Origin of the sequence: Dyella flagellata (assembly GCF_030160275.1) — a bacterium.
In the GTDB taxonomy this organism is placed as follows: domain Bacteria; phylum Pseudomonadota; class Gammaproteobacteria; order Xanthomonadales; family Rhodanobacteraceae; genus Dyella_B; species Dyella_B flagellata.
In genome coordinates, this window is sequence record NZ_BSOA01000018.1 from 77,887 (window position 1) to 95,384 (window position 17,498).

Here is a 17,498-nt window from a genome sequence, read left to right on the forward strand (position 1 = left end):
ACTATTACGCACTTGTCCTTGGCCTATGCGCGCGAGCGTATGTCGATTCTGGCGGCAATCGCCACGGCCGACACATCCTATTGGCGCAAAGGCAAGGTCCCTAGATTGAGGAGATGGTATGAAGCTCATGTTCGCCGCGCTGCTGTTGGCCCTGCCGGTCGTATCGACCGCCACGGGCTTGCCTAACGGGACGCCTGTGGAAGATCACTCCCCGCACCCGTTCAACATCGGCGATCTCGTCATGATGGACCGGGTCAGCGACCCGCAACTCTCGGCCGATGCCCGTTATGCCGCCTTCAATGTCCGTAGCACCGACTACGCGGCGAACAAAGGTGTCAACGCGATTTATTTGCAAGACCTGGCCGAGTTGGGCAACAAGCCTGTGAAGGTAGTGCCCAAGGCATCCTACCCACGCTGGTCGCCGGATGGGCATAGCCTCTACTACATCGCGGCCACCGATGGCGTCGCGCAGCTATGGCGATTGGATTTTCACGCGGGCAAGCATGGCCTGGATCTGCAAGCAGCCTCCACACCGGTGCAAGTGAGTCACGGTCCGCTGGACATCGATGCCTATAAGCTTTCGCCGGATGGCAAAAGCGTGCTGCTTTCTTATGCGGTGTTTACCGATTGCAATGACCTGACGTGTACCAAGGAGCGCCTCGACGGCCGCGCCAAGGACAAATCCACCGGCACGGTCTACCAGAAGCTGTTCGTGCGCCATTGGGATACCTGGGAAGACGGGCGCCGTAGTCAGTTGTACATAGCCCACTTTGCTGCGGACGGAAGTCTGCCGGTGGAGCCTACGTTGCTGAGCCGTGGCATGGATGGCGACATTCCCAGCAAACCCTTTGGCGACGATAGCGAGTTTGCCTTCTCGCCAGATGGCCATACCGTGTATTTCGATGTGCGCATCGCCGGCAACAGCGAACCATGGTCCACCAACTTCGACATCTATAAGGTGTCGGCAGATGGCGGCTCCGCTCCGCAGAACCTCACGGAAGCCAACAAGGCATGGGATGCCTATCCGGTGCCGTCGCCGGACGGCAAGACGCTTTACTACCTCGCCATGAAAACGCCTGCCTTCGAGGCCGATCGTTTCGGCATCATGGCCTTGGATTTGGCCACAGGCACCGCGCATGAAATCGATCCGTCCTGGGATCGTTCTCCCGGCGGCATGCAGGTGAGTGCCGACGGCAAGACCCTGTTCGTCACAGCCGATGACGAAGGGCAGCACCCGCTGTTTGCGGTGAGCGTTGCCAACGGCAAGGTGGAGAAACTGGTGGGCGATGGTGCGATTAGCGGCTATTCGGTAGCCGGCAAGCGTATTTTGTTGGCGCGGGACGATCTCAAGCACCCATCCGATCTCTACACCACCAGCCTCGAAGGCAAGAGCCTGAAGCAGGTCACCCATTTCAACGCGGAGCGCCTGAAGAACGCCAAGATGGGCAGCACGGAGTTCTTTACCTTTAAGGGTTGGAACAATGAAACCGTGCAGGGTTATGTCGTAAAGCCGGTGGACTACAAGGCGGGCCATCAATATCCGGTCGCCTTCATCATCCACGGCGGCCCGCAGGGCGCCATGACCAATGACTGGAGCTATCGCTGGAATCCGCAGACTTATGCGGGCCAGGGCTTTGCGGTGGTGACCATCAACTTCCATGGTTCCACCGGTTACGGCCAGGCCTTTACGGATTCCATTTCCGGCGACTGGGGTGGCAAGCCGCTGGAAGACCTCAAGCTCGGTTGGCAGGCCGCATTGGATAAGTACCACTTCCTGGACGGCGATCGTGCTTGCGCGCTCGGCGCCAGCTATGGCGGGTACATGACGTACTGGATTGCCGGCGTATGGAACAAGCCGTGGAAGTGCCTGGTCGACCATGATGGTGTGTTCGATGCGCGCATGATGTACTACGCCACCGAAGAACTATGGTTCGAAGAGCGCGAAAACGGCGGGGCGCAGTTCGACGTGCCGGCGAACTATGAGAAGTTCAATCCGGTCAACCACGTCAAGGATTGGCGCGTGCCGATGCTGGTGGTTCACTCGGGCCATGATTTCCGCATTCCGATCACGCAGGGCCTAGGTGCGTTCACTGCGCTGCAGCGTCAGGGCATTCCTAGCGAGTTCCTCACTTTTCCCGATGAAAACCATTGGGTATTGAAACCGCAGAACAGTGTGCAGTGGCACGAAACCGTCAACGCCTGGCTGAAAAAGTGGACGGCGCAAAACTCGTCATCCAATAAGCCATAGGGCCTTTCGGGGAGAGAGACAGTCACACTCTCTCTCCCTCCTCTCGTCACTTCGCGACTTCGGCTTCTGCGTCCGTTATGCGGCAGGCTTGGCAGCTCCCCGCAATGCGCTGACCTGATACGTTCCCCGCGATGAAACAATGTGGCCAGCCGGCGTGTTTGACCGAACGCCGGTATGAGAGTCGATGACACAATCGTCTTCAACCGAGATTTTCGGATAGATGGTTGCGCGGGTTCCGAGAAAGCATCGGTTTCCGACGGTAGCGTCGCCATTGAGGGCGGCATAAGGCGACAGCACGCAAAATTCCCCCGTGCGGGCGCCATGGCCGATGCTGCCGTGCACATTCAGGAGACTGCCGATGCCAAGGGCTGCGTTCCTGTTGACGATGCTCATCGGACATACGATGGAGCCGTGTTCTATCTTGGCTGCCGGCGAAATAATCGCAGTCGAGTGGATGTAGGCGGGAATGACGATGCCATTGCCCCAAAGCATCTGCGTCACTGCCTGGCGCCCTTTTACGGACCCTATGGCGACTACCACGACTTGGCCTGGTTCCGGACGGAAGTTCGAGATCGGCCCTAGATGGGGGGCGTCCACTCCTGTCGGTGGCCTTCCACCCGGAGTGTCATCGATGAAGCCCGCGACCCTCGGAGCCCCCAGCATGGCTTCGTTATTCAAATAGTCGAACATCTCCAACGCGAAACCACCGGCACCGGCGATGACTACAGACGAGATTTTTGTGTCATAAAGGAGTGGCATGTCGATTCCTGGTCATTGGTCGGAACTTAGTCGACGGTAATTTCGCGCATCAACACGCGAAGCAAGTCGAAACCGTCCCACACAGGGGAGAAATCCAGCGCCCGGCCCATGGGAACCCAGCGATCGATACCGGCCAGTGGCGCGCTGCGCACAAAATCCTTAATTTCTTCGGCTGAAATGCCCGCATACGAGACAGTTTGGACCGTGCGGTTCAGGAGGGGGCGAAGGTCCTTCATTTGGCAGATTGCGCATTCGAAAAACAACCCGCCACCGCAATGACGCTCTTCGTGAAGGGCCGGGGCATCCAGCCAGACCCGCACGATATTGTTGTCATGACTTTGTAGAATGCTTACCGTCGATTCCATGGCCAGTGCATCGCTGGCCACCAACTTGTTGACGTAATCAGCGTCCGTAAAGCCCGTCTTGCTGGAAGATAGCAGCCGCGCTACCTCTCTCCAGAATTGATCTGCGGCACGGCGCGCGACGGTCGCTTCGCCCAGCCAGACTATCAGCCTGGGGGAAGAGCATGCCATCTGGCCGAACCAATAGGCGTCGTTATAAAAGCCTTTGGTCCATTTGCTGCGTGTGGGCTCATCCGCAGCCAGCCAAGCATCGGCCGAAATCAAGGCTAGCGAGTACTTGTTGGCGAAAGCTACCTCGGTGGAGGTGGCTGGCAGGGGAATTCGCCGAATTTCCTGAACCGTAGCGTTCCCGCCCCAGACGACGCGCACGTCGCATACGCTGGACAACAGTGTCGTTACCTGATCGTCTCGGCCGTACCGAACCAGAAGGTTGCGTTCGGCAATATTCGTGTATTCAGCGGCCGACAGCAATTTGGCTATGGCCGAAAGAAGAATTTCTGTCTGCGCGGAGGACCTGCTCGATAGCCGAATAATATTGCGATTGCCACACAGTAGCGACAGGAACCAGGAGTAGACAAAAATGGTGTCCACATTTGAGGGGGCAATGTGGAACACGGTGCCACGCGGGACGAGCAGCGCATCCCCGTTGCGCTGTTGCATTTGCTGCTTGAGTCGAACGAGGTTCGCTTTGCGCATCCAAAATGCCAGCGCCAGAATTTCCGGGTAGGCTCGAGAGTCTGGGGAGAGGAACAGACTGGCGGAAAGCGCGTCGACAAATTGCAAAGCTTCATCGGAAAAGGGAAAGAGCACCGATGTGGACGCCAGCTGCTCCAGGCTACGCGCATTTGGTATCAGCGAGATGTAGTTTCCCGTCATGATTGAATCGGTCCTTCCTCAAGCATGGCCGCATGCGTATCGCCGCAGCCACGCAACTCAGCCTGAGCCATTCGGCCGTACACCTTGAATGTGCGGCCTAGACGGCCACAGGGGCAGTCATCTTCCCCGGTCCACTCACCGACGTCTTCCGTGAGCAGGCTGTGCCCTGGATAGCTCGACGGCAATAGTGAAAGCACCTGGATCAGGCCCTTGACTCCCTTGGGAAGAACCGACCAGTCGCGAGGGTTGCGAACGAGCACGTCCGCGAAGGCCGGGGTATGAAGTCTGCCGTACTCGCACTCCATGAAGATCGATCCGACTTGTTCGACCATGCCGTAGAAATTGTGAACGGCGGTGATGTTCAGTGCCTGCTTGAGCGAAGCCTTGAATATTTCGTTTTCGACCGCCTCTTCTTGAAGCTTTTTCCAACCGCCGCTGTGAATCAAGATGGCGTCTTCAAAAGAAAGCGATATTCCGGAGTCCAGAATGGGTTTGTAAAAATGCTTCCATACCATGAAGGTAAACCCAAACAAAAGGATGCGCTGACCGCGATGGGCTTGCATGAACCGGGCAATGGTCTCCATATCAGGTGCCAAATCTTCATCACGCAAGGCGTATGCGTGATTGCGACCGAAGTTGGAAAGGCCAAGTATGCCGGCCCCCCTAGCCGAGAAGGTCTTGCGATCCTTGATTACGCCAGGATGATCGATGATCAACATCGGCAACCGCGCCTTCCCCAAAAATTGTTGCAGGATGGAAATCAGTGCCCTGGTCTGCAAGGTGGAGGTATTTCGATCCAGAATGATCTTTGACACTCGCTGTGACGTAGTGCCGGACGATGTAAGTACCTTGAAGCGCTGGTCGTCGGGGATTGAGCTCAGCTCATAATCCTTGAACAAGCGCACCGGTAGAAACGGAATATCTTCAAGGGCGAACGGTCGCGGCCCGGAGTGTCCATGGGCTTCAAGAATTCGAGCGTATGGCGGGCATGCTGAGGCGTGATGCCAGGTTAGACGCGTAAGGATCTCGGCGAGAAGCTGCGATTTCTCCAGTTTTGGCAGGCCGTATACGGGTTGTGCCATGCACGATTGCACAGCATCTTCGAGCATGGCGGCGTTGTTATTCGCGGAGTTCATTTAACAGGTCCATATACAGCACTTTCCCTGAGCTGGACAAGGGAAAGCTGGCCACGGAACGTACGCGAATGGCCGATTTGTGAATGCGGTACCGGGCGGACAGCCTGTGGGCCAGATCATCCGGAGAGACATCTTCGCCGCGTACGGCGACTACCAGCAGGTCGTCCTTGCCGGTCACCGCTGCATCGAAACCATCCTCCCGCAATTGGTGTTCAATCTCATCCAGCCCGATGCGATTTCCGAATACCTTGATGAAGCGCTTGAGACGGCCAACGATATAGAAATAGCCGTCGCGATCCCGTTTCGCGAGGTCTCCGGTGCGAAGACGGCCGTGCTGCATATCCGGCAAAGCAAGATCGTCAGGGCCAAGGGCGTATCCCATCATGACATTGGGGCCTGTGTAACACAGCTCTCCAACGCTGTCGGGCTCTGCTATGGGTTCACCACCCTCACCAATTAGCTCCAATGCTCCACCAGGTATTGCTATGCCTATGGACTCGAGCTTGTCCAGCAAGTGCTCAGGGGGTACGTACGATATGCGAGCCGTGGCTTCGGTTTGACCGTACATGACAAAAAAACGTTGCTGGCGCACTTTGGCCAGTTCGCCGAACCATTTCACCAGATCGGGTGCCAGCCGTCCTCCAGCTTGGGTCATGACGCGCAACGAGGGTAAATCCATTCGTTCGAAACGCATCTGCTTGAGCATGGCATAGGTTGTGGGTACGCCGGAGAAGCTAGTTGCGCCGAATTCTTTAAAGAAGTTCCAAAAGCCTCGCGTGGTTACACTCTCTGGTGTCAACAGCAGCGGGGCTCCAACCAGTAGATGACTGTTGATTACCGACAGTCCATACGAATAGTGCATCGGCAGGGATGTAATTGGCCGATCGTCAGTGGACAGTTGCAGGTATTTGGCAATGGCTTCGGCATTTGCCTGAAGATTGTCAAGGCTCAATCGAACCAGTTTTGGGCCGCCTGTTGATCCCGATGTTGAAAGCAGCAAGGCAAGATCAGTATTGGCTTTCGAATGCTGATCAGGCGCACGCTGATGCCAGCTGCCTGTTGCGCGAAAAACGTTGCCGATGTCGTAACGTGCAAACAGCTGCTCGCGTAACGGCTCGTCCAGGTCGCTGTCGATGAGAAGCGCCGGAACTCGGTGACGCAGTGCGCCAAGATACGCAGCAAGCGGAGCAATGGCGTTGGAGCATTCGATGGCTATGGGATTGGGGGTAACGAGACCTGAATATTTCGGGGCGAATAGGGAGTCAGCGCGCAAGGCAAGCTCGCGATAAGAATAGGCCTCACCGCTTGCGAGTTGAACGGCTACCCGGTCGCCAAATCGTTCAAGCTCAGTTGCAAACGTCAAATCAGCATGCCTCCGTCAACACCAATTGTCTGCCCTGTTACATAGGACGACAGATCCGACGCCAGGAATAACGCCACTTTTGCCACTTCTTCGGGAGTCCCAGCGCGCCCCATCTTGATGGATGCTACGCGTTCGGCAAATTTCTCGGGCCCAATGGAGCGTGCCATGTCCGTGTCGATGAAGCCGGGTGCTATGGCATTTACGCGGATATTTGCGGGGGCCAGTTCCTTGGATAGCGACTTTGTGATGCCGATCACCGCAGCCTTGCTTCCGGCGTAGACAGCCTGGCCCAGATTGCCGTTCACACCGATGATCGAGGCGATGTTGATGATGCTGCCGCCGTCTCCTCTGGCCATCAGTCGACTGGCGTATTGCGCGCAAAAAAGAACGCCATAGGTATTCGTATCGAAAACCCGCCTGATCTGATCGGGCGTCACCATGCCGATGAGGGCGTCATCCAGGACTCCCGCATTCGACAGCAATACATCCAGGCGCCTGGTCAGTTTGAACAACTGCAGGAATGCATCCCGCACGCTCTCTGGAGAAGATACGTCCAGGGCCAAGTGGGACAGCCTTGCATCGGGTACCTCCTCTGCGATCTCCGCTTGCACGGCGTTCAATTGATCTTGGGATCGGCCCGTGAGAACTACATGGGCCCCGTGCTGGGCGAAGAGCCTGGACGTCGCTCGCCCAATGCCGCGGGTGGCACCTGTGATTAGGACGACCTTGTTGGCTAATAGCATGCTTTTGGGTTGCCTCAGAATTGCACGTCGTACTTGGAGAGGATTTCCCTGGCTTTGGCCACCGAACTCATGTCCACGATGTCATCGGTATCCAGCATGATATCGAAGTCATTTTCCAAGGCGGCAATGAGCGCCATATGAGCCACTGAATCCCATTCGGGAATGGTGTTGTAGCCAAGCGAGTCCGTGATGCGCTTACGGTCGATGTTCAGTGAATCGGCAAAAACTTGGTGCAGCTTGTCGTTGTTGTCACTCATTGGAAATCCAGTGGATGGGCTTCATGGTCAAGATGATGAGTCAGAGCCACTTTGCCCGCTTCAGCCAAAGATAAATAGTGCCCACCACGCATGCTACCAGGGCTATGATTGCCGGATACGCCCAGGGTCGGCTGAGCTCTGGCATGTGGGTGAAATTCATGCCGTACCAACTGGTGATCAAAGTGGGGGCGGCGAGCATCGCGGCCCAGCCGGCCAGCTTTTTCATCACTTCATTCTGGCCGAAGGTGACCAGGGCCAGGTTGACGTTGATGGCGGCGGCTAGCATTTCGCGCATGGCGCTGATGGATTCGTTGACGCGGAAGACGTGGTCGTACACGTCGCGGAAGTAGGCGCGCAGTTCATCCGGAATCAGCTCGGGATGTAGGCGTACGAGCTGGTTGATAACGTCTTGCATGGGGGCGACGGCCAGGCGCAGGCTCATCAGGTCGCGCTGCATGTCGTAGAGGCGGCGGACAGTGTCGCGGTTGAGGGTGTTGGAGAAGATGTCTGTTTCCAGCGTTTGCAGTTCTTCGCGGAACTCGCGCACGATGGGCAACAGGTTGTCGACGATGAAATCGAGTACGCCGTACAGGCCGTAGCTGGGGCCAAGCGCCAATAGATCTGGCGTTTTCTCGCAGGTCAGGCGCGCCGGTTTGTAGGAGAGCGATGCACCGTGGCGGATGGTGATGAGATAACGCTGGCCCAGGAAGATATGGGTTTCGCCGAAAGCGATATGGCCGCCGAGCAGTTGCGCGGTTTGCACGACGATGAACAGCGAGTCGCCGTAGGTTTCCACTTTGGTACGCTGGTGGGCGCATCGGGCATCTTCTACCGCCAGGTCGTGCAGGTCGAATTCTTCCTGCAGCTTCAGCAGCAGTGGGCTGTCCGGTTCGTGCAGGCCTACCCAGACGAAGGTATCGGGCTGCTTGAGTACTTCGCTGATGTCCTCGATGCTGATGTCGCGCAGGCGGGTACCGTTCTTTCGATAAGCGACGCAGTTCACCACCATGGCGCTGGATGGGGTTGCTGTGGGCGTAGTATCGGGCGTGGACATGGCAGTGATCATCCTGCGCGATGGTTTGGCTGACAATCAGATACGCGGGTGTTGCCGGCGCAACGTCCATGCGAGCGACAGCCAGCACGGCAACGCAAACAATATCCATGGCTGGTTTTGCTGCATAACACCAGGCAGCAGATGCATGAGCAAGGCTGGCAGTATTGCGATCAATTGCAGTGCAAGCACGCTGTTGGCAAAACGTGAAGGAAGCAAGTCTCGACGGGCGCGCCACGTCGAACCCATCAGCAGGAAAGCCAGTGGATTGAACAGCAGCAGGTTGTTGTTTCCCCAGGCAGAGTGGTGGGTGGTGAGTGTCCAGAGGATCAGCATGACCACTCCGACGAGGCCTGCGAGCAGCAGAAAGAGGCTGCCAAGCAGCGCATACGCAAGGTGAGCGTACCGCCACGTAACGACGATCAGCGCAGCGATGATCAAACCGGCCAGGCCAAGCGGAATCCGCAAGTCCGGTGCTGTGGAGGGTGGCGCGTCGAGGCGGTTGGGAGAGAGCAAGGTTTCGTTCTGCACCAGCGGCTGGGTAGCGCCGCGGCCATCCGATACAGCAATGTTGCGCAGATTCTTTTGCAGTTCTTCCGGCAGAAAGCTTTCCTGCCAGGCATTGAGCGGCTGATCCGCGTAGGGCCCTAGACCCAAGTCGAGGATCAGCATCAGCCATGGCTGTGCGCTCATCAGGCGCACGGTTTGCTGGCGATAGGTCATGCCGCCTGGCAACTGGGTGAGGCGCGTCTTGATGACGCCGCCTAGTGCTTTGTCGAGCGCATCGCGGACGCGGGTGGTGCAATTGTCGATGTAGTAGTCGTAGTTGTAGGTGGCGTTTTCAGGGCGCAGGTTCCAGAGCAGGAAGTCGCGCAATGCAGCGGCCTGTTGCGGGGTGAGCGCAAGTTTTTGCCGGGTAACGGAACGGCCGGCCTGGACGTAGAAGTTTTCTTCGTCGGTGGTGGGCTCGGCGTCGATCAGGTAGTGCATCTGGCCGCGCGCGAAGTTGAAGAAGAAGTTCTTCTCGTCGAAGTTGAATACGCCGTAGTTGAAGTCCACCTCCTCGCCGCTGGCGGTATCGCGCAGTTCGATCGCATCGTGGCCGAAGCGCTCCCAGTAGATGTCACCGGGGCCATAGGTGATGAGGGAGATTTCCAGGTTCGCACCGGGAGCGTCGGCGACCCCTGCGTGGGCGGGAAGAATCGCGCAGCACAGGAGGGTGAGGGCAATGAGCAGGAGGCGGCCGGCCTTGGTCATGGGAGCTGCGGTTTTATTGGGACGCGTTAGGGTAGCGGATGTGTGTGACTGGTGCGGCTGGCGAAATGCGCGGCACCAGGCCACAGTGCGTAGGCTGGGATGGCAATCCCAGCATCCAGGAAGCGGCAAGGGAAGCTGGGATTGCCATCCCAGCCTACGACGCGATTCTGAGCGAAACATAGAGCAAGGGTGGCCCCTCACCCCAACCCTCTCCCCGGAGGGGAGAGGGGGCAAAAGCTAACGCCGCACGACTCGGAACTGTTGCACGCGCCGGTCGTCCGCCTGGGTCACGTGGAAGGCGAAGTTGTCGATGTCGATCTCCTCGCCTACTTCCGGCAGGTGGCCGAATTCGGCGGTGACCAGGCCGCCTACGGTGTCGAATTCCTCGTCGGAAAACACCGTGCCCACTTCTTCATTGAAATCCGCGATGGGGGTGAGGGCGTCGACGATCCATTCGCCTTCCGCCTGCGCGTGCACGAGATTGGGCTCTTCCTCGTCATCGTGCTCGTCGTCGATTTCGCCGACGATTTCTTCCAGCACGTCTTCGATGGTGACCAGGCCGGCGACGCCGCCGTATTCGTCCACCACCAGCGCCATATGGTTCCGGCTGCGGCGAAATTCCGCCAGCAGCACGTTCAGGCGCATCGATTCAGGAATCAGCACGGCCGGGCGCAGGATCGCGCGCAGGTCGAAGTCGTGGCCGTTGCCGAAGGTCTTGAGCAGATCCTTGGCGAGCAGGATGCCGAGGATGTCGTCCTTGTCTTCGCCATGCACAGGGAAACGGGAGTGGCCCGATTCCACCACGGCGGCAAGGATGTCGGGCAGCGGCGAGTCCACGTCGATCATCACGATCTGTACGCGGGGCACCATCACGTCATCGACGTTGAGTTCGGTGACTCGCAGCGCGCCTTCCAGCATGGGAAGGGTGTCGGCGCTAAGCAGGCCGTTGGCCTGGGCGGTCCGCAACTCGTCGATCAGTTCTTCGCGGTTGCGCGGTTCGCCGGAAAACAGATGGCCCAGTCGATCCCACCATTTTCGGTGGACCGGGCCGCTGGTACTGCCAGGGTCCTCGTTCATTACTCTTGAAATAACAGCCCAAGCTGGGCGGGAAAGTCAGTCTAGCGGAAAAAGCGTGACAATTCAGAGCTTAGGAAAAGTGGACTGCTGCTCGAAATAGCCACGAAGCGGCACATGAATATGGGGGCGTTCGGTCCAGCATCAAGCCGCACGAGTTCAAGCCTGATAGGGATCGGCGATGCCCAAGCCCTTGAGGATGCGCGTTTCCAACGCCTCCATGCTGGCCGCCTCGGCCTCTTCGATATGGTCGTAACCCAGCAGGTGCAGCACCCCGTGCACGGTGAGGTGCGCCCAGTGGTGGGCCAGGGGCTTGCCTTGTTCGGTGGCTTCGCGGCGCACTACGGGGGCACAGATGGCAATGTCGCCAAGCAGGGGCAGGCGCACGCCAGGCGGCAGCTCGGCCGGGAAGGAAAGCACATTGGTGGCGTAGTCCTTGCCGCGATAGGTGCGGTTGAGCGTACGGCCCTCCCGGGTACCGACAATGCGTAGCGAAAGCTCGGCCGGCCGGCGGCGGCGCGCGCCGGCCAAGGCCGCCTCCACCCAGCGGCGGAAGCTGGCCGGCGAGGGCACGCCGGCGCGCGGGATGCCATAGCTCAAGTGGACGGTGGCCGGGGATTCGCCTGCCATGGCCTCAGCTCCCACGCCCAGGTTTGTTGCTCGGGGTGGCTGCCCCTTGCTCTTCATTGGCAGCCTCTTCAAACGCTTCATAGGCGCGCACGATCTTCGCCACCAGCGGGTGTCGCACTACGTCACGCGAGGTAAAGAACGTGAAGCTGATGCCATCCACGCCCCGCAGCACTTCGACTGCATGGCGCAAGCCGGAACGCACGTGGCGGGGCAGGTCGATCTGGCTGACGTCGCCGGTGATCACCGCCACCGACCCGAAGCCGATACGGGTGAGGAACATCTTCATCTGTTCGACGGTGGTGTTCTGCGCTTCGTCCAGGATGACGTAGGAATCGTTGAGCGTGCGGCCCCGCATATAGGCGAGCGGCGCAATCTCGATCACGTTGCGCTCGATCAGCTTGGCGACTTTTTCGAAGCCCAGCATCTCGTATAGCGCGTCGTACAACGGGCGTAGGTAGGGATCCACCTTTTGCGACAGATCGCCGGGCAGGAAGCCAAGCTTCTCGCCGGCTTCCACCGCCGGTCGTACCAGCAGGATGCGCTGCACGCGATTGGCTTCCAGCGCTTCCACGGCGCTGGCCACGGCCAGATAGGTCTTGCCGGTGCCGGCAGGACCGACGCCAAAGTTGATGTCGTGCGTGGTGATTGCGTGCAGGTAGCGCGCCTGGTTCGGGCCGCGGCCTTTGATTACGCCGCGCTTCACCTTGATGGTCACTTCCTGTGCGCTTTCGGCGGCTTCTTCGACTATCGAGTCGATGCCCGATTCGGCCAGGTGCAGGTTGATCTTCGCACCGGTGAGCGACTCGTTTTCGGTGGCGGCATAGAGCGCACGCAGTACTTTCTCGCCCGTGCGTACGGCGGCTTCCTCGCCGATTACCTGGAACAGATTGCCGCGGTGGTCGATCTCCACGCCCAGGCGCAGTTCCACCTGGCGCAGGTGCTCGTCGAACGGACCGCACAGGTTGGCGAGCCGGGCGTTGTCTTCCGGATCGAGGGCGAAATCGCGTTGGTTCAAACCGTTGTTCATAGCTATCGAATTCTTTCGTAGGTCGTCGCGCCGGCAAAAGCCGGACCGGTGCCTTGCATGCAGGCAAAGTAGCCAGCCCCTGGGGCTTACGGCGGTACTGAAGCGTCTGTTTGCTTAAGATCGAGCCGATAGAAGCGCGTATCAACCGGCATGAACGGAAAGCTTGCCGGCAACAGCGTTTTGTCGATCAGCGCGAAGCCATGCTTTTCATAGAAGCGATGTGCAGCACGGAATTTATCGGTGGTACCCAGAAATACGTTCTGCACCGCGTGCTGCTTTGCCCAATCCAGGGCGCCATGCAGCAGCTTTGCCGCAACGCTCGATGCAGTGCCGCGATACTCGGCGGCCACGAACATCTTGCGCAACGCGACGCTGGCATGGCCAATGTCCTTCAGCGCGATCGTGCCGACAACTTTTTCCTGATCCAAAGCTACCCAGAAATTGCCGGCACCTTGCTGGTAATACACAGGAATGGCAGCCAGATCCGGTTGGCGTTCCAGGTCAATATCGAAGCCGAATTCCTCGCGCTGGATCGACACGATCAACTCACCCACCGCAGCAGCATGCAGCTCCTGGAAAGGTATCAAGCGGATGCGTGCGGCGTTTGCGCCCATGCCGGTGTTCAGGCGGCTTCGCTGTCCACGCCGGCAACACGTCCACGCAGCGAGTTGGTCATTGCCTCGGTGATCACCACATCCACGAACTGACCGATCAGGCGGGCCGGTCCCGGAAAGTTCACGTAGCGCATGTTCTCGGTGCGGCCGGTGAGCTCGTTCGGGTTTTTCCTGCTCGGCTTTTCCACCAGTACGCGTTGCACGGTGCCTACCATGGCTTCGTTGATCTTGCGTGCGTTCTCGTTGAGCACGGCTTGCAAACGCGCCAAGCGTTCGCTTTTCACGGCAGTTGGCGTGTCGTCGGCAAGATTCGCTGCCGGTGTGCCGGGACGCGCGGAGAAGATGAAGGAGAAGCTCTGGTCGAAGCCGACGTCGTCAATCAGCTTCATGGTCTTTTCGAAATCGGCATCGGTTTCGCCCGGGAAGCCGACGATGAAATCGGACGAGATGCAGATGTCCGGGCGCACCGCGCGCAGCTTGCGCAGCTTCTGCTTGAATTCCAGCGCCGTGTAGCCGCGCTTCATGGCCGCCAGGACACGGTCCGAGCCGGCTTGCACCGGCAAGTGCAGGAAGTTCGCTAGCTTCGGCACGTTCGCATAGGCCTCGACCAGCGAATCGGAGAATTCCAGCGGATGGGAGGTGGTGAAACGGATGCGGCCGATGCTCTCGATTTGCGCGATGGCATGGATCAGCAGCGCCAGGTCGGCCGTGCCGCCGTCATGGGTGGGGCCGCGATAGGCGTTCACGTTCTGGCCCAGCAGAATCACCTCGCGCACGCCTTGTTCGGCGAGCTGCGCCACTTCCACGATCACGTCGTCAAACGGGCGGCTGATTTCCTCGCCGCGGGTATAGGGCACTACGCAGTAGCTGCAGTATTTGGAGCAGCCTTCCATGATCGAGACGAAGGCGGTGGGGCCTTCGGCGCGTGGTTCGGGCAGGCGATCGAATTTCTCGATCTCCGGAAAGCTCACGTCTACCTGCGGCTTGCCGGTGGCGCGTTTGGCTTCGATCAGCTCGGGCAGGCGATGCAAGGTTTGCGGGCCGAATACCAGGTCCACGAACGGCGCGCGCTTGAGGATCGCCTCGCCTTCCTGCGAGGCCACGCAGCCCCCCACGCCGATCAACACGGGCTTGCCACCCTGCTTGTATTCGCGCCAGCGGCCAAGCTGGCTGAACACTTTTTCCTGCGCCTTCTCGCGGATGGAGCAGGTGTTGACCAGGATCACGTCCGCCTCCGCCTCATCTTGGGTCAACTCCAGGCCATGCGATGCGCGCAGCACGTCGGCCATCTTGGCCGAGTCGTACTCGTTCATCTGGCAGCCGTGGGTCTTGATGAAAAGCTTGCCGCTCATGGCGTCGGGTACCGTGGATTCTTCAAGGCGGTGCGGAATGCATCGAACCGCGTATTGTACTCGCGCGGTGAGTAGGCTGCTACTGATGGATCAAGCACTTGCGGGCGGTCGTAGGCTGGGATGGCAACAGCAGCCTTGCCATGCTGACCAAGATCGCGATGCCGGGATTGGCATCCCAGCCTACCTCTGAGCCTACGCGGCCCTGGGTGTATATCCATGTTCTGGCACACGATTTGGGCGATTCGTGCTTGGCTCGCGGCGGTTGTGGGCGCAAACTGCCGGCCATGTTTGCCGCCGTATGCCAATGGGGGAGGCGCGGCTCCAGGGCAAGTCGTCTCCCCGCGCTATTGCTGACCAGCGTGCTGGTGTTGCTGGGCTGTGTCCTGTTGCTGCTGGTCGCACGGCCGGCCCATGCCGGCGCGCTTTACCGCTGTGCGGGATCGCAGGGGGAAGTGGTGTTCACCAGTAGCAAGGCGGGTTACCGCCAATGCCAGCAGGTGGCCTCTTTCTCGGCCCCGGCGCCGCATGCAGGGCCGCGACGGGTGATATCGAGCCAGGTCAGTTCGCTGGCCTGGGTGACCGGCTGGGTCGAAACCACGGCTACGCCGGTCGCGCCTATCGTCACTTCGTTGGACCGGGTGGCGGCTGGCGTGGAAACGACGGCTCGCGCGGTGCCGCCTCCGCCAGCCGGTAAGCCTGGACAGTGGACCTACAGCGAATCGCGCAATAGCTTGCCGTCTGCGCTGGCCGATAGTGGCAGCCAGGAGTCCCCGGACAGCCGTGTGCTGCGCGGCGCGGTTTACCGGGTAACCCACCGCGACGGCAGTGTGGAATACACCAATATCCCGCAGGGTGGGGCTCAGACCAGCAACGTCACCAAGCTGTTCAGCTATATCGCAACCTGCATGGCGTGCAATCTGCACTCGACCATCAACTGGGGCTCGGTGGCGCTCAACCTGGATGCCTACAAGGACGTGATTCGCGAGGCGAGCCTGGAATCAGGTGTAGACGAAGCCGTGATCCGCGCCATCATTCACGCCGAAAGCGCCTTCAATCCGCGCGCAATGTCGATCAAGGGGGCGCAGGGGCTGATGCAATTGATGCCGGGTACCGCCAACAACATGGGGGTGCTCGATGCCTTCGACCCGGCGCAGAACATCCGTGGCGGTGCGCGCTACCTTGGCCTGTTGATGAAGAACTTCAATGGCAATGTGCGATTGGCTGCTGCCGCATACAACGCAGGCCCAGGCGCTGTGCAGCATTACAACGGCGTGCCGCCGTTTGCGGAAACGCAGGTATACGTGCAGCGCGTAGGCGAGCTGGTGCAGCGATATAGCAAGGCGCTTCATCCGCCGCTGGCGAGTCTGTAGGTTGGGGTGTAAACCCCAACATTGCCATCTCCACGCAGCGCGATGTTGGGGTTTGACCCCAACCTACCCCGCCGAACTGGCCACCGGCATCCGCGGCGGACGCTGGGTCACGTTCACCATCACGTGGAACGGCACGCCGTTGCGCAGGCCGGAGACTTCCACCTTGCTGCCGGGTTTGAGCAGGGCTTCGCGGCGGCCGAGGTCGGCCGGATCGCGGATATCGTCTTCGCCCATGCGCAGCAGAATGTCGTGCGGCTGGATGCCGGCCGCGGCGGCGGGGCCGCTGGCATAAACATCGGTAACCTGGGCACCGCGCGCTGCCGCCGCCGGCAAGCCGCTGTCGGCCGCCACCGGCACGAAGCCGTAGTTCGCGCCAAGCCAACCGCGGATCACATGGCCGGTTGCGATTAATTGTCGCAGTACGTTGGTAGCCGTATCGACTGGAATGGCAAAACCGATACCCTCGGCATTGGCTGCCTTGCCGATGAGGAGGGTGTTGATACCAACCAGGTCACCGTTGCTGTTGACCAGTGCACCGCCGGAGTTGCCGAGATTGATCGCGGCGTCGGTCTGGATGAAATCTTCCGGACTGCTGTTGCTCAACTGGCGACCGATCGCGCTGATGATGCCCATGGTCACGGTCTGATTGAGGTTGAGCGGGTTGCCGATGGCCAGCACCACGTCACCCACGCGCAATTTTTTCGGATCGGCCATCTGGATCACCGGCAGGTTGCCGGCTTCGACCTTCAAGACTGCGAGATCGGTTTCCTCGTCCGCGCCGACCAGCTTCGCTTTTGCGACGCGCCCGTCGTAGAGCAGTACCTGGATGTCGTCGGCATTGGCGATCACGTGATAGTTGGTGAGCACGTAGCCGTCCGCGCTGACGATCACGCCGGAGCCGAGGTTCTGTTCGCGCCGTGCGACGGGTGGGCCAGCGGGTGTGCCGCCAAACAGCTGCTGCATCAACGGATCGGTGAACATGCGTACGGCCTGCTCGGTCACCACCTTGTTGGCGTAGATGTTCACGACCGAAGGCGCAGCCTTGGCAACGGCATCGGCATAGGAGAACGGAGCAGGTTGCGGAGCGCTTACAGTTGGAGCGGATGTGTGCGGCAAGCCGAAACGCGCGCGCAAACGATCACCGACGCCTGGCCAGATCAGGCTGATTACGAACGCGATCGCCAGCCCGAGTATCACGAATCGGGCAACAAAGGCGACGATGCCGGCGGCATGCTTCATGTCGTAATCAGTCTTGAAGAAAGGTAAGCGTGTAAGTGTGGCAGAGCGACGTGACCGCCTGTGCGGTTTTATTGTAGGGTTCTTGACCTGAGGCTAGACTAACGCGATTTTTGTAGGTAACGCGATTTTGCAGGGGCACG

The 17,498-nt window shown here is 59.4% G+C and carries 16 protein-coding genes; 2 read left to right on the plus strand and 14 right to left on the minus strand.

Features of this window, described 5'->3' with window-relative positions:
- Positions 1-118: 118 nt before the first annotated feature.
- A complete protein-coding gene (locus tag QQJ96_RS10675; RefSeq protein WP_284331979.1) occupies positions 119-2,248 on the plus strand; it encodes an alpha/beta hydrolase family protein in 2,130 nt (709 codons plus the stop codon).
- A gap of 75 nt (positions 2,249-2,323) precedes the next feature.
- Here QQJ96_RS10675 and QQJ96_RS10680 read toward each other — a convergent pair whose 3' ends face one another.
- From QQJ96_RS10680 to miaB, 13 genes are all read right to left on the minus strand, one after another.
- The gene (locus QQJ96_RS10680; protein WP_284331980.1) at positions 2,324-3,007 is read right to left on the minus strand and encodes an acetyltransferase; all 684 of its coding nucleotides are present in this window, start codon (positions 3,005-3,007) and stop codon (positions 2,324-2,326) included.
- Between the two features lie 26 nt (positions 3,008-3,033).
- Positions 3,034-4,245: an acyl-CoA reductase gene (locus QQJ96_RS10685; RefSeq protein ID WP_284331981.1), complete on the minus strand. Its 1,212-nt coding sequence runs from the start codon at positions 4,243-4,245 to the stop codon at positions 3,034-3,036.
- A complete protein-coding gene (locus tag QQJ96_RS10690) occupies positions 4,242-5,381 on the minus strand; it encodes a LuxE/PaaK family acyltransferase (protein ID WP_284331982.1) in 1,140 nt (379 codons plus the stop codon). Before QQJ96_RS10690 ends, QQJ96_RS10685 begins: the two co-directional genes overlap by 4 nt.
- On the minus strand, positions 5,365-6,744 hold the full coding sequence (locus QQJ96_RS10695) for an AMP-binding protein (RefSeq protein WP_284331983.1): 1,380 nt from the start codon (positions 6,742-6,744) through the stop codon (positions 5,365-5,367). Before QQJ96_RS10695 ends, QQJ96_RS10690 begins: the two co-directional genes overlap by 17 nt.
- Positions 6,741-7,487 carry an SDR family NAD(P)-dependent oxidoreductase gene (locus QQJ96_RS10700; RefSeq protein WP_284331984.1) on the minus strand — a complete coding sequence of 249 codons (747 nt, stop codon included), beginning with the start codon at positions 7,485-7,487 and terminating at the stop codon, positions 6,741-6,743. The genes QQJ96_RS10695 and QQJ96_RS10700 overlap by 4 nt, the downstream gene beginning before the upstream one ends.
- A gap of 14 nt (positions 7,488-7,501) precedes the next feature.
- Positions 7,502-7,744 carry an acyl carrier protein gene (locus QQJ96_RS10705; protein ID WP_284331985.1) on the minus strand — a complete coding sequence of 81 codons (243 nt, stop codon included), beginning with the start codon at positions 7,742-7,744 and terminating at the stop codon, positions 7,502-7,504.
- 40 nt (positions 7,745-7,784) lie between these two features.
- The gene (corA, locus tag QQJ96_RS10710; RefSeq protein ID WP_284331986.1) at positions 7,785-8,798 is read right to left on the minus strand and encodes a magnesium/cobalt transporter CorA; all 1,014 of its coding nucleotides are present in this window, start codon (positions 8,796-8,798) and stop codon (positions 7,785-7,787) included.
- 36 nt (positions 8,799-8,834) lie between these two features.
- Positions 8,835-10,052: a lipoprotein N-acyltransferase Lnb domain-containing protein gene (locus QQJ96_RS10715; protein WP_284331987.1), complete on the minus strand. Its 1,218-nt coding sequence runs from the start codon at positions 10,050-10,052 to the stop codon at positions 8,835-8,837.
- Positions 10,053-10,289: 237 nt separating this feature from the next.
- A complete protein-coding gene (locus QQJ96_RS10720) occupies positions 10,290-11,129 on the minus strand; it encodes a CorC family transporter (RefSeq protein ID WP_284331988.1) in 840 nt (279 codons plus the stop codon).
- 156 nt (positions 11,130-11,285) lie between these two features.
- Positions 11,286-11,756, minus strand: a complete 471-nt coding sequence (gene ybeY / locus QQJ96_RS10725; RefSeq protein WP_284331989.1) for an rRNA maturation RNase YbeY — start codon at positions 11,754-11,756, stop codon at positions 11,286-11,288.
- A gap of 4 nt (positions 11,757-11,760) precedes the next feature.
- Positions 11,761-12,783, minus strand: coding sequence for a PhoH family protein (locus QQJ96_RS10730; protein ID WP_284331990.1), 1,023 nt, complete (start codon positions 12,781-12,783; stop codon positions 11,761-11,763).
- A gap of 86 nt (positions 12,784-12,869) precedes the next feature.
- Positions 12,870-13,397, minus strand: a complete 528-nt coding sequence (locus QQJ96_RS10735) for a GNAT family N-acetyltransferase (RefSeq protein ID WP_284331991.1) — start codon at positions 13,395-13,397, stop codon at positions 12,870-12,872.
- Positions 13,398-13,405: 8 nt separating this feature from the next.
- Positions 13,406-14,749: a tRNA (N6-isopentenyl adenosine(37)-C2)-methylthiotransferase MiaB gene (gene miaB / locus QQJ96_RS10740; protein WP_284331992.1), complete on the minus strand. Its 1,344-nt coding sequence runs from the start codon at positions 14,747-14,749 to the stop codon at positions 13,406-13,408.
- Between the two features lie 140 nt (positions 14,750-14,889).
- On the opposite strand from miaB, the gene QQJ96_RS10745 reads away from it, so the two are divergent.
- The gene (locus QQJ96_RS10745) at positions 14,890-16,119 is read left to right on the plus strand and encodes a lytic transglycosylase domain-containing protein (protein WP_284331993.1); all 1,230 of its coding nucleotides are present in this window, start codon (positions 14,890-14,892) and stop codon (positions 16,117-16,119) included.
- A gap of 63 nt (positions 16,120-16,182) precedes the next feature.
- Here QQJ96_RS10745 and QQJ96_RS10750 read toward each other — a convergent pair whose 3' ends face one another.
- On the minus strand, positions 16,183-17,358 hold the full coding sequence (locus QQJ96_RS10750; protein WP_284331994.1) for a S1C family serine protease: 1,176 nt from the start codon (positions 17,356-17,358) through the stop codon (positions 16,183-16,185).
- Positions 17,359-17,498 lie beyond the last annotated feature (140 nt).

What these genes read in the sequence shown, in the direction of transcription:
- miaB (WP_284331992.1), bottom strand. Translation starts at nt 14,749, where the DNA reads ATGAGCGGCAAGCTTTTCATCAAGACCCACGGCTGCCAGATGAACGAG.
- QQJ96_RS10735 (WP_284331991.1), bottom strand. Translation starts at nt 13,397, where the DNA reads ATGGGCGCAAACGCCGCACGCATCCGCTTGATACCTTTCCAGGAGCTG.
- QQJ96_RS10730 (WP_284331990.1), bottom strand. Translation starts at nt 12,783, where the DNA reads ATGAACAACGGTTTGAACCAACGCGATTTCGCCCTCGATCCGGAAGAC.
- QQJ96_RS10685 (WP_284331981.1), bottom strand. Translation starts at nt 4,245, where the DNA reads ATGACGGGAAACTACATCTCGCTGATACCAAATGCGCGTAGCCTGGAG.
- QQJ96_RS10705 (WP_284331985.1), bottom strand. Translation starts at nt 7,744, where the DNA reads ATGAGTGACAACAACGACAAGCTGCACCAAGTTTTTGCCGATTCACTG.
- QQJ96_RS10700 (WP_284331984.1), bottom strand. Translation starts at nt 7,487, where the DNA reads ATGCTATTAGCCAACAAGGTCGTCCTAATCACAGGTGCCACCCGCGGC.
- QQJ96_RS10675 (WP_284331979.1), top strand. Translation starts at nt 119, where the DNA reads ATGAAGCTCATGTTCGCCGCGCTGCTGTTGGCCCTGCCGGTCGTATCG.
- QQJ96_RS10720 (WP_284331988.1), bottom strand. Translation starts at nt 11,129, where the DNA reads ATGAACGAGGACCCTGGCAGTACCAGCGGCCCGGTCCACCGAAAATGG.
- QQJ96_RS10680 (WP_284331980.1), bottom strand. Translation starts at nt 3,007, where the DNA reads ATGCCACTCCTTTATGACACAAAAATCTCGTCTGTAGTCATCGCCGGT.
- QQJ96_RS10750 (WP_284331994.1), bottom strand. Translation starts at nt 17,358, where the DNA reads ATGAAGCATGCCGCCGGCATCGTCGCCTTTGTTGCCCGATTCGTGATA.
- QQJ96_RS10690 (WP_284331982.1), bottom strand. Translation starts at nt 5,381, where the DNA reads ATGAACTCCGCGAATAACAACGCCGCCATGCTCGAAGATGCTGTGCAA.
- ybeY (WP_284331989.1), bottom strand. Translation starts at nt 11,756, where the DNA reads ATGGCAGGCGAATCCCCGGCCACCGTCCACTTGAGCTATGGCATCCCG.
- QQJ96_RS10715 (WP_284331987.1), bottom strand. Translation starts at nt 10,052, where the DNA reads ATGACCAAGGCCGGCCGCCTCCTGCTCATTGCCCTCACCCTCCTGTGC.
- QQJ96_RS10745 (WP_284331993.1), top strand. Translation starts at nt 14,890, where the DNA reads ATGCTGACCAAGATCGCGATGCCGGGATTGGCATCCCAGCCTACCTCT.
- corA (WP_284331986.1), bottom strand. Translation starts at nt 8,798, where the DNA reads ATGTCCACGCCCGATACTACGCCCACAGCAACCCCATCCAGCGCCATG.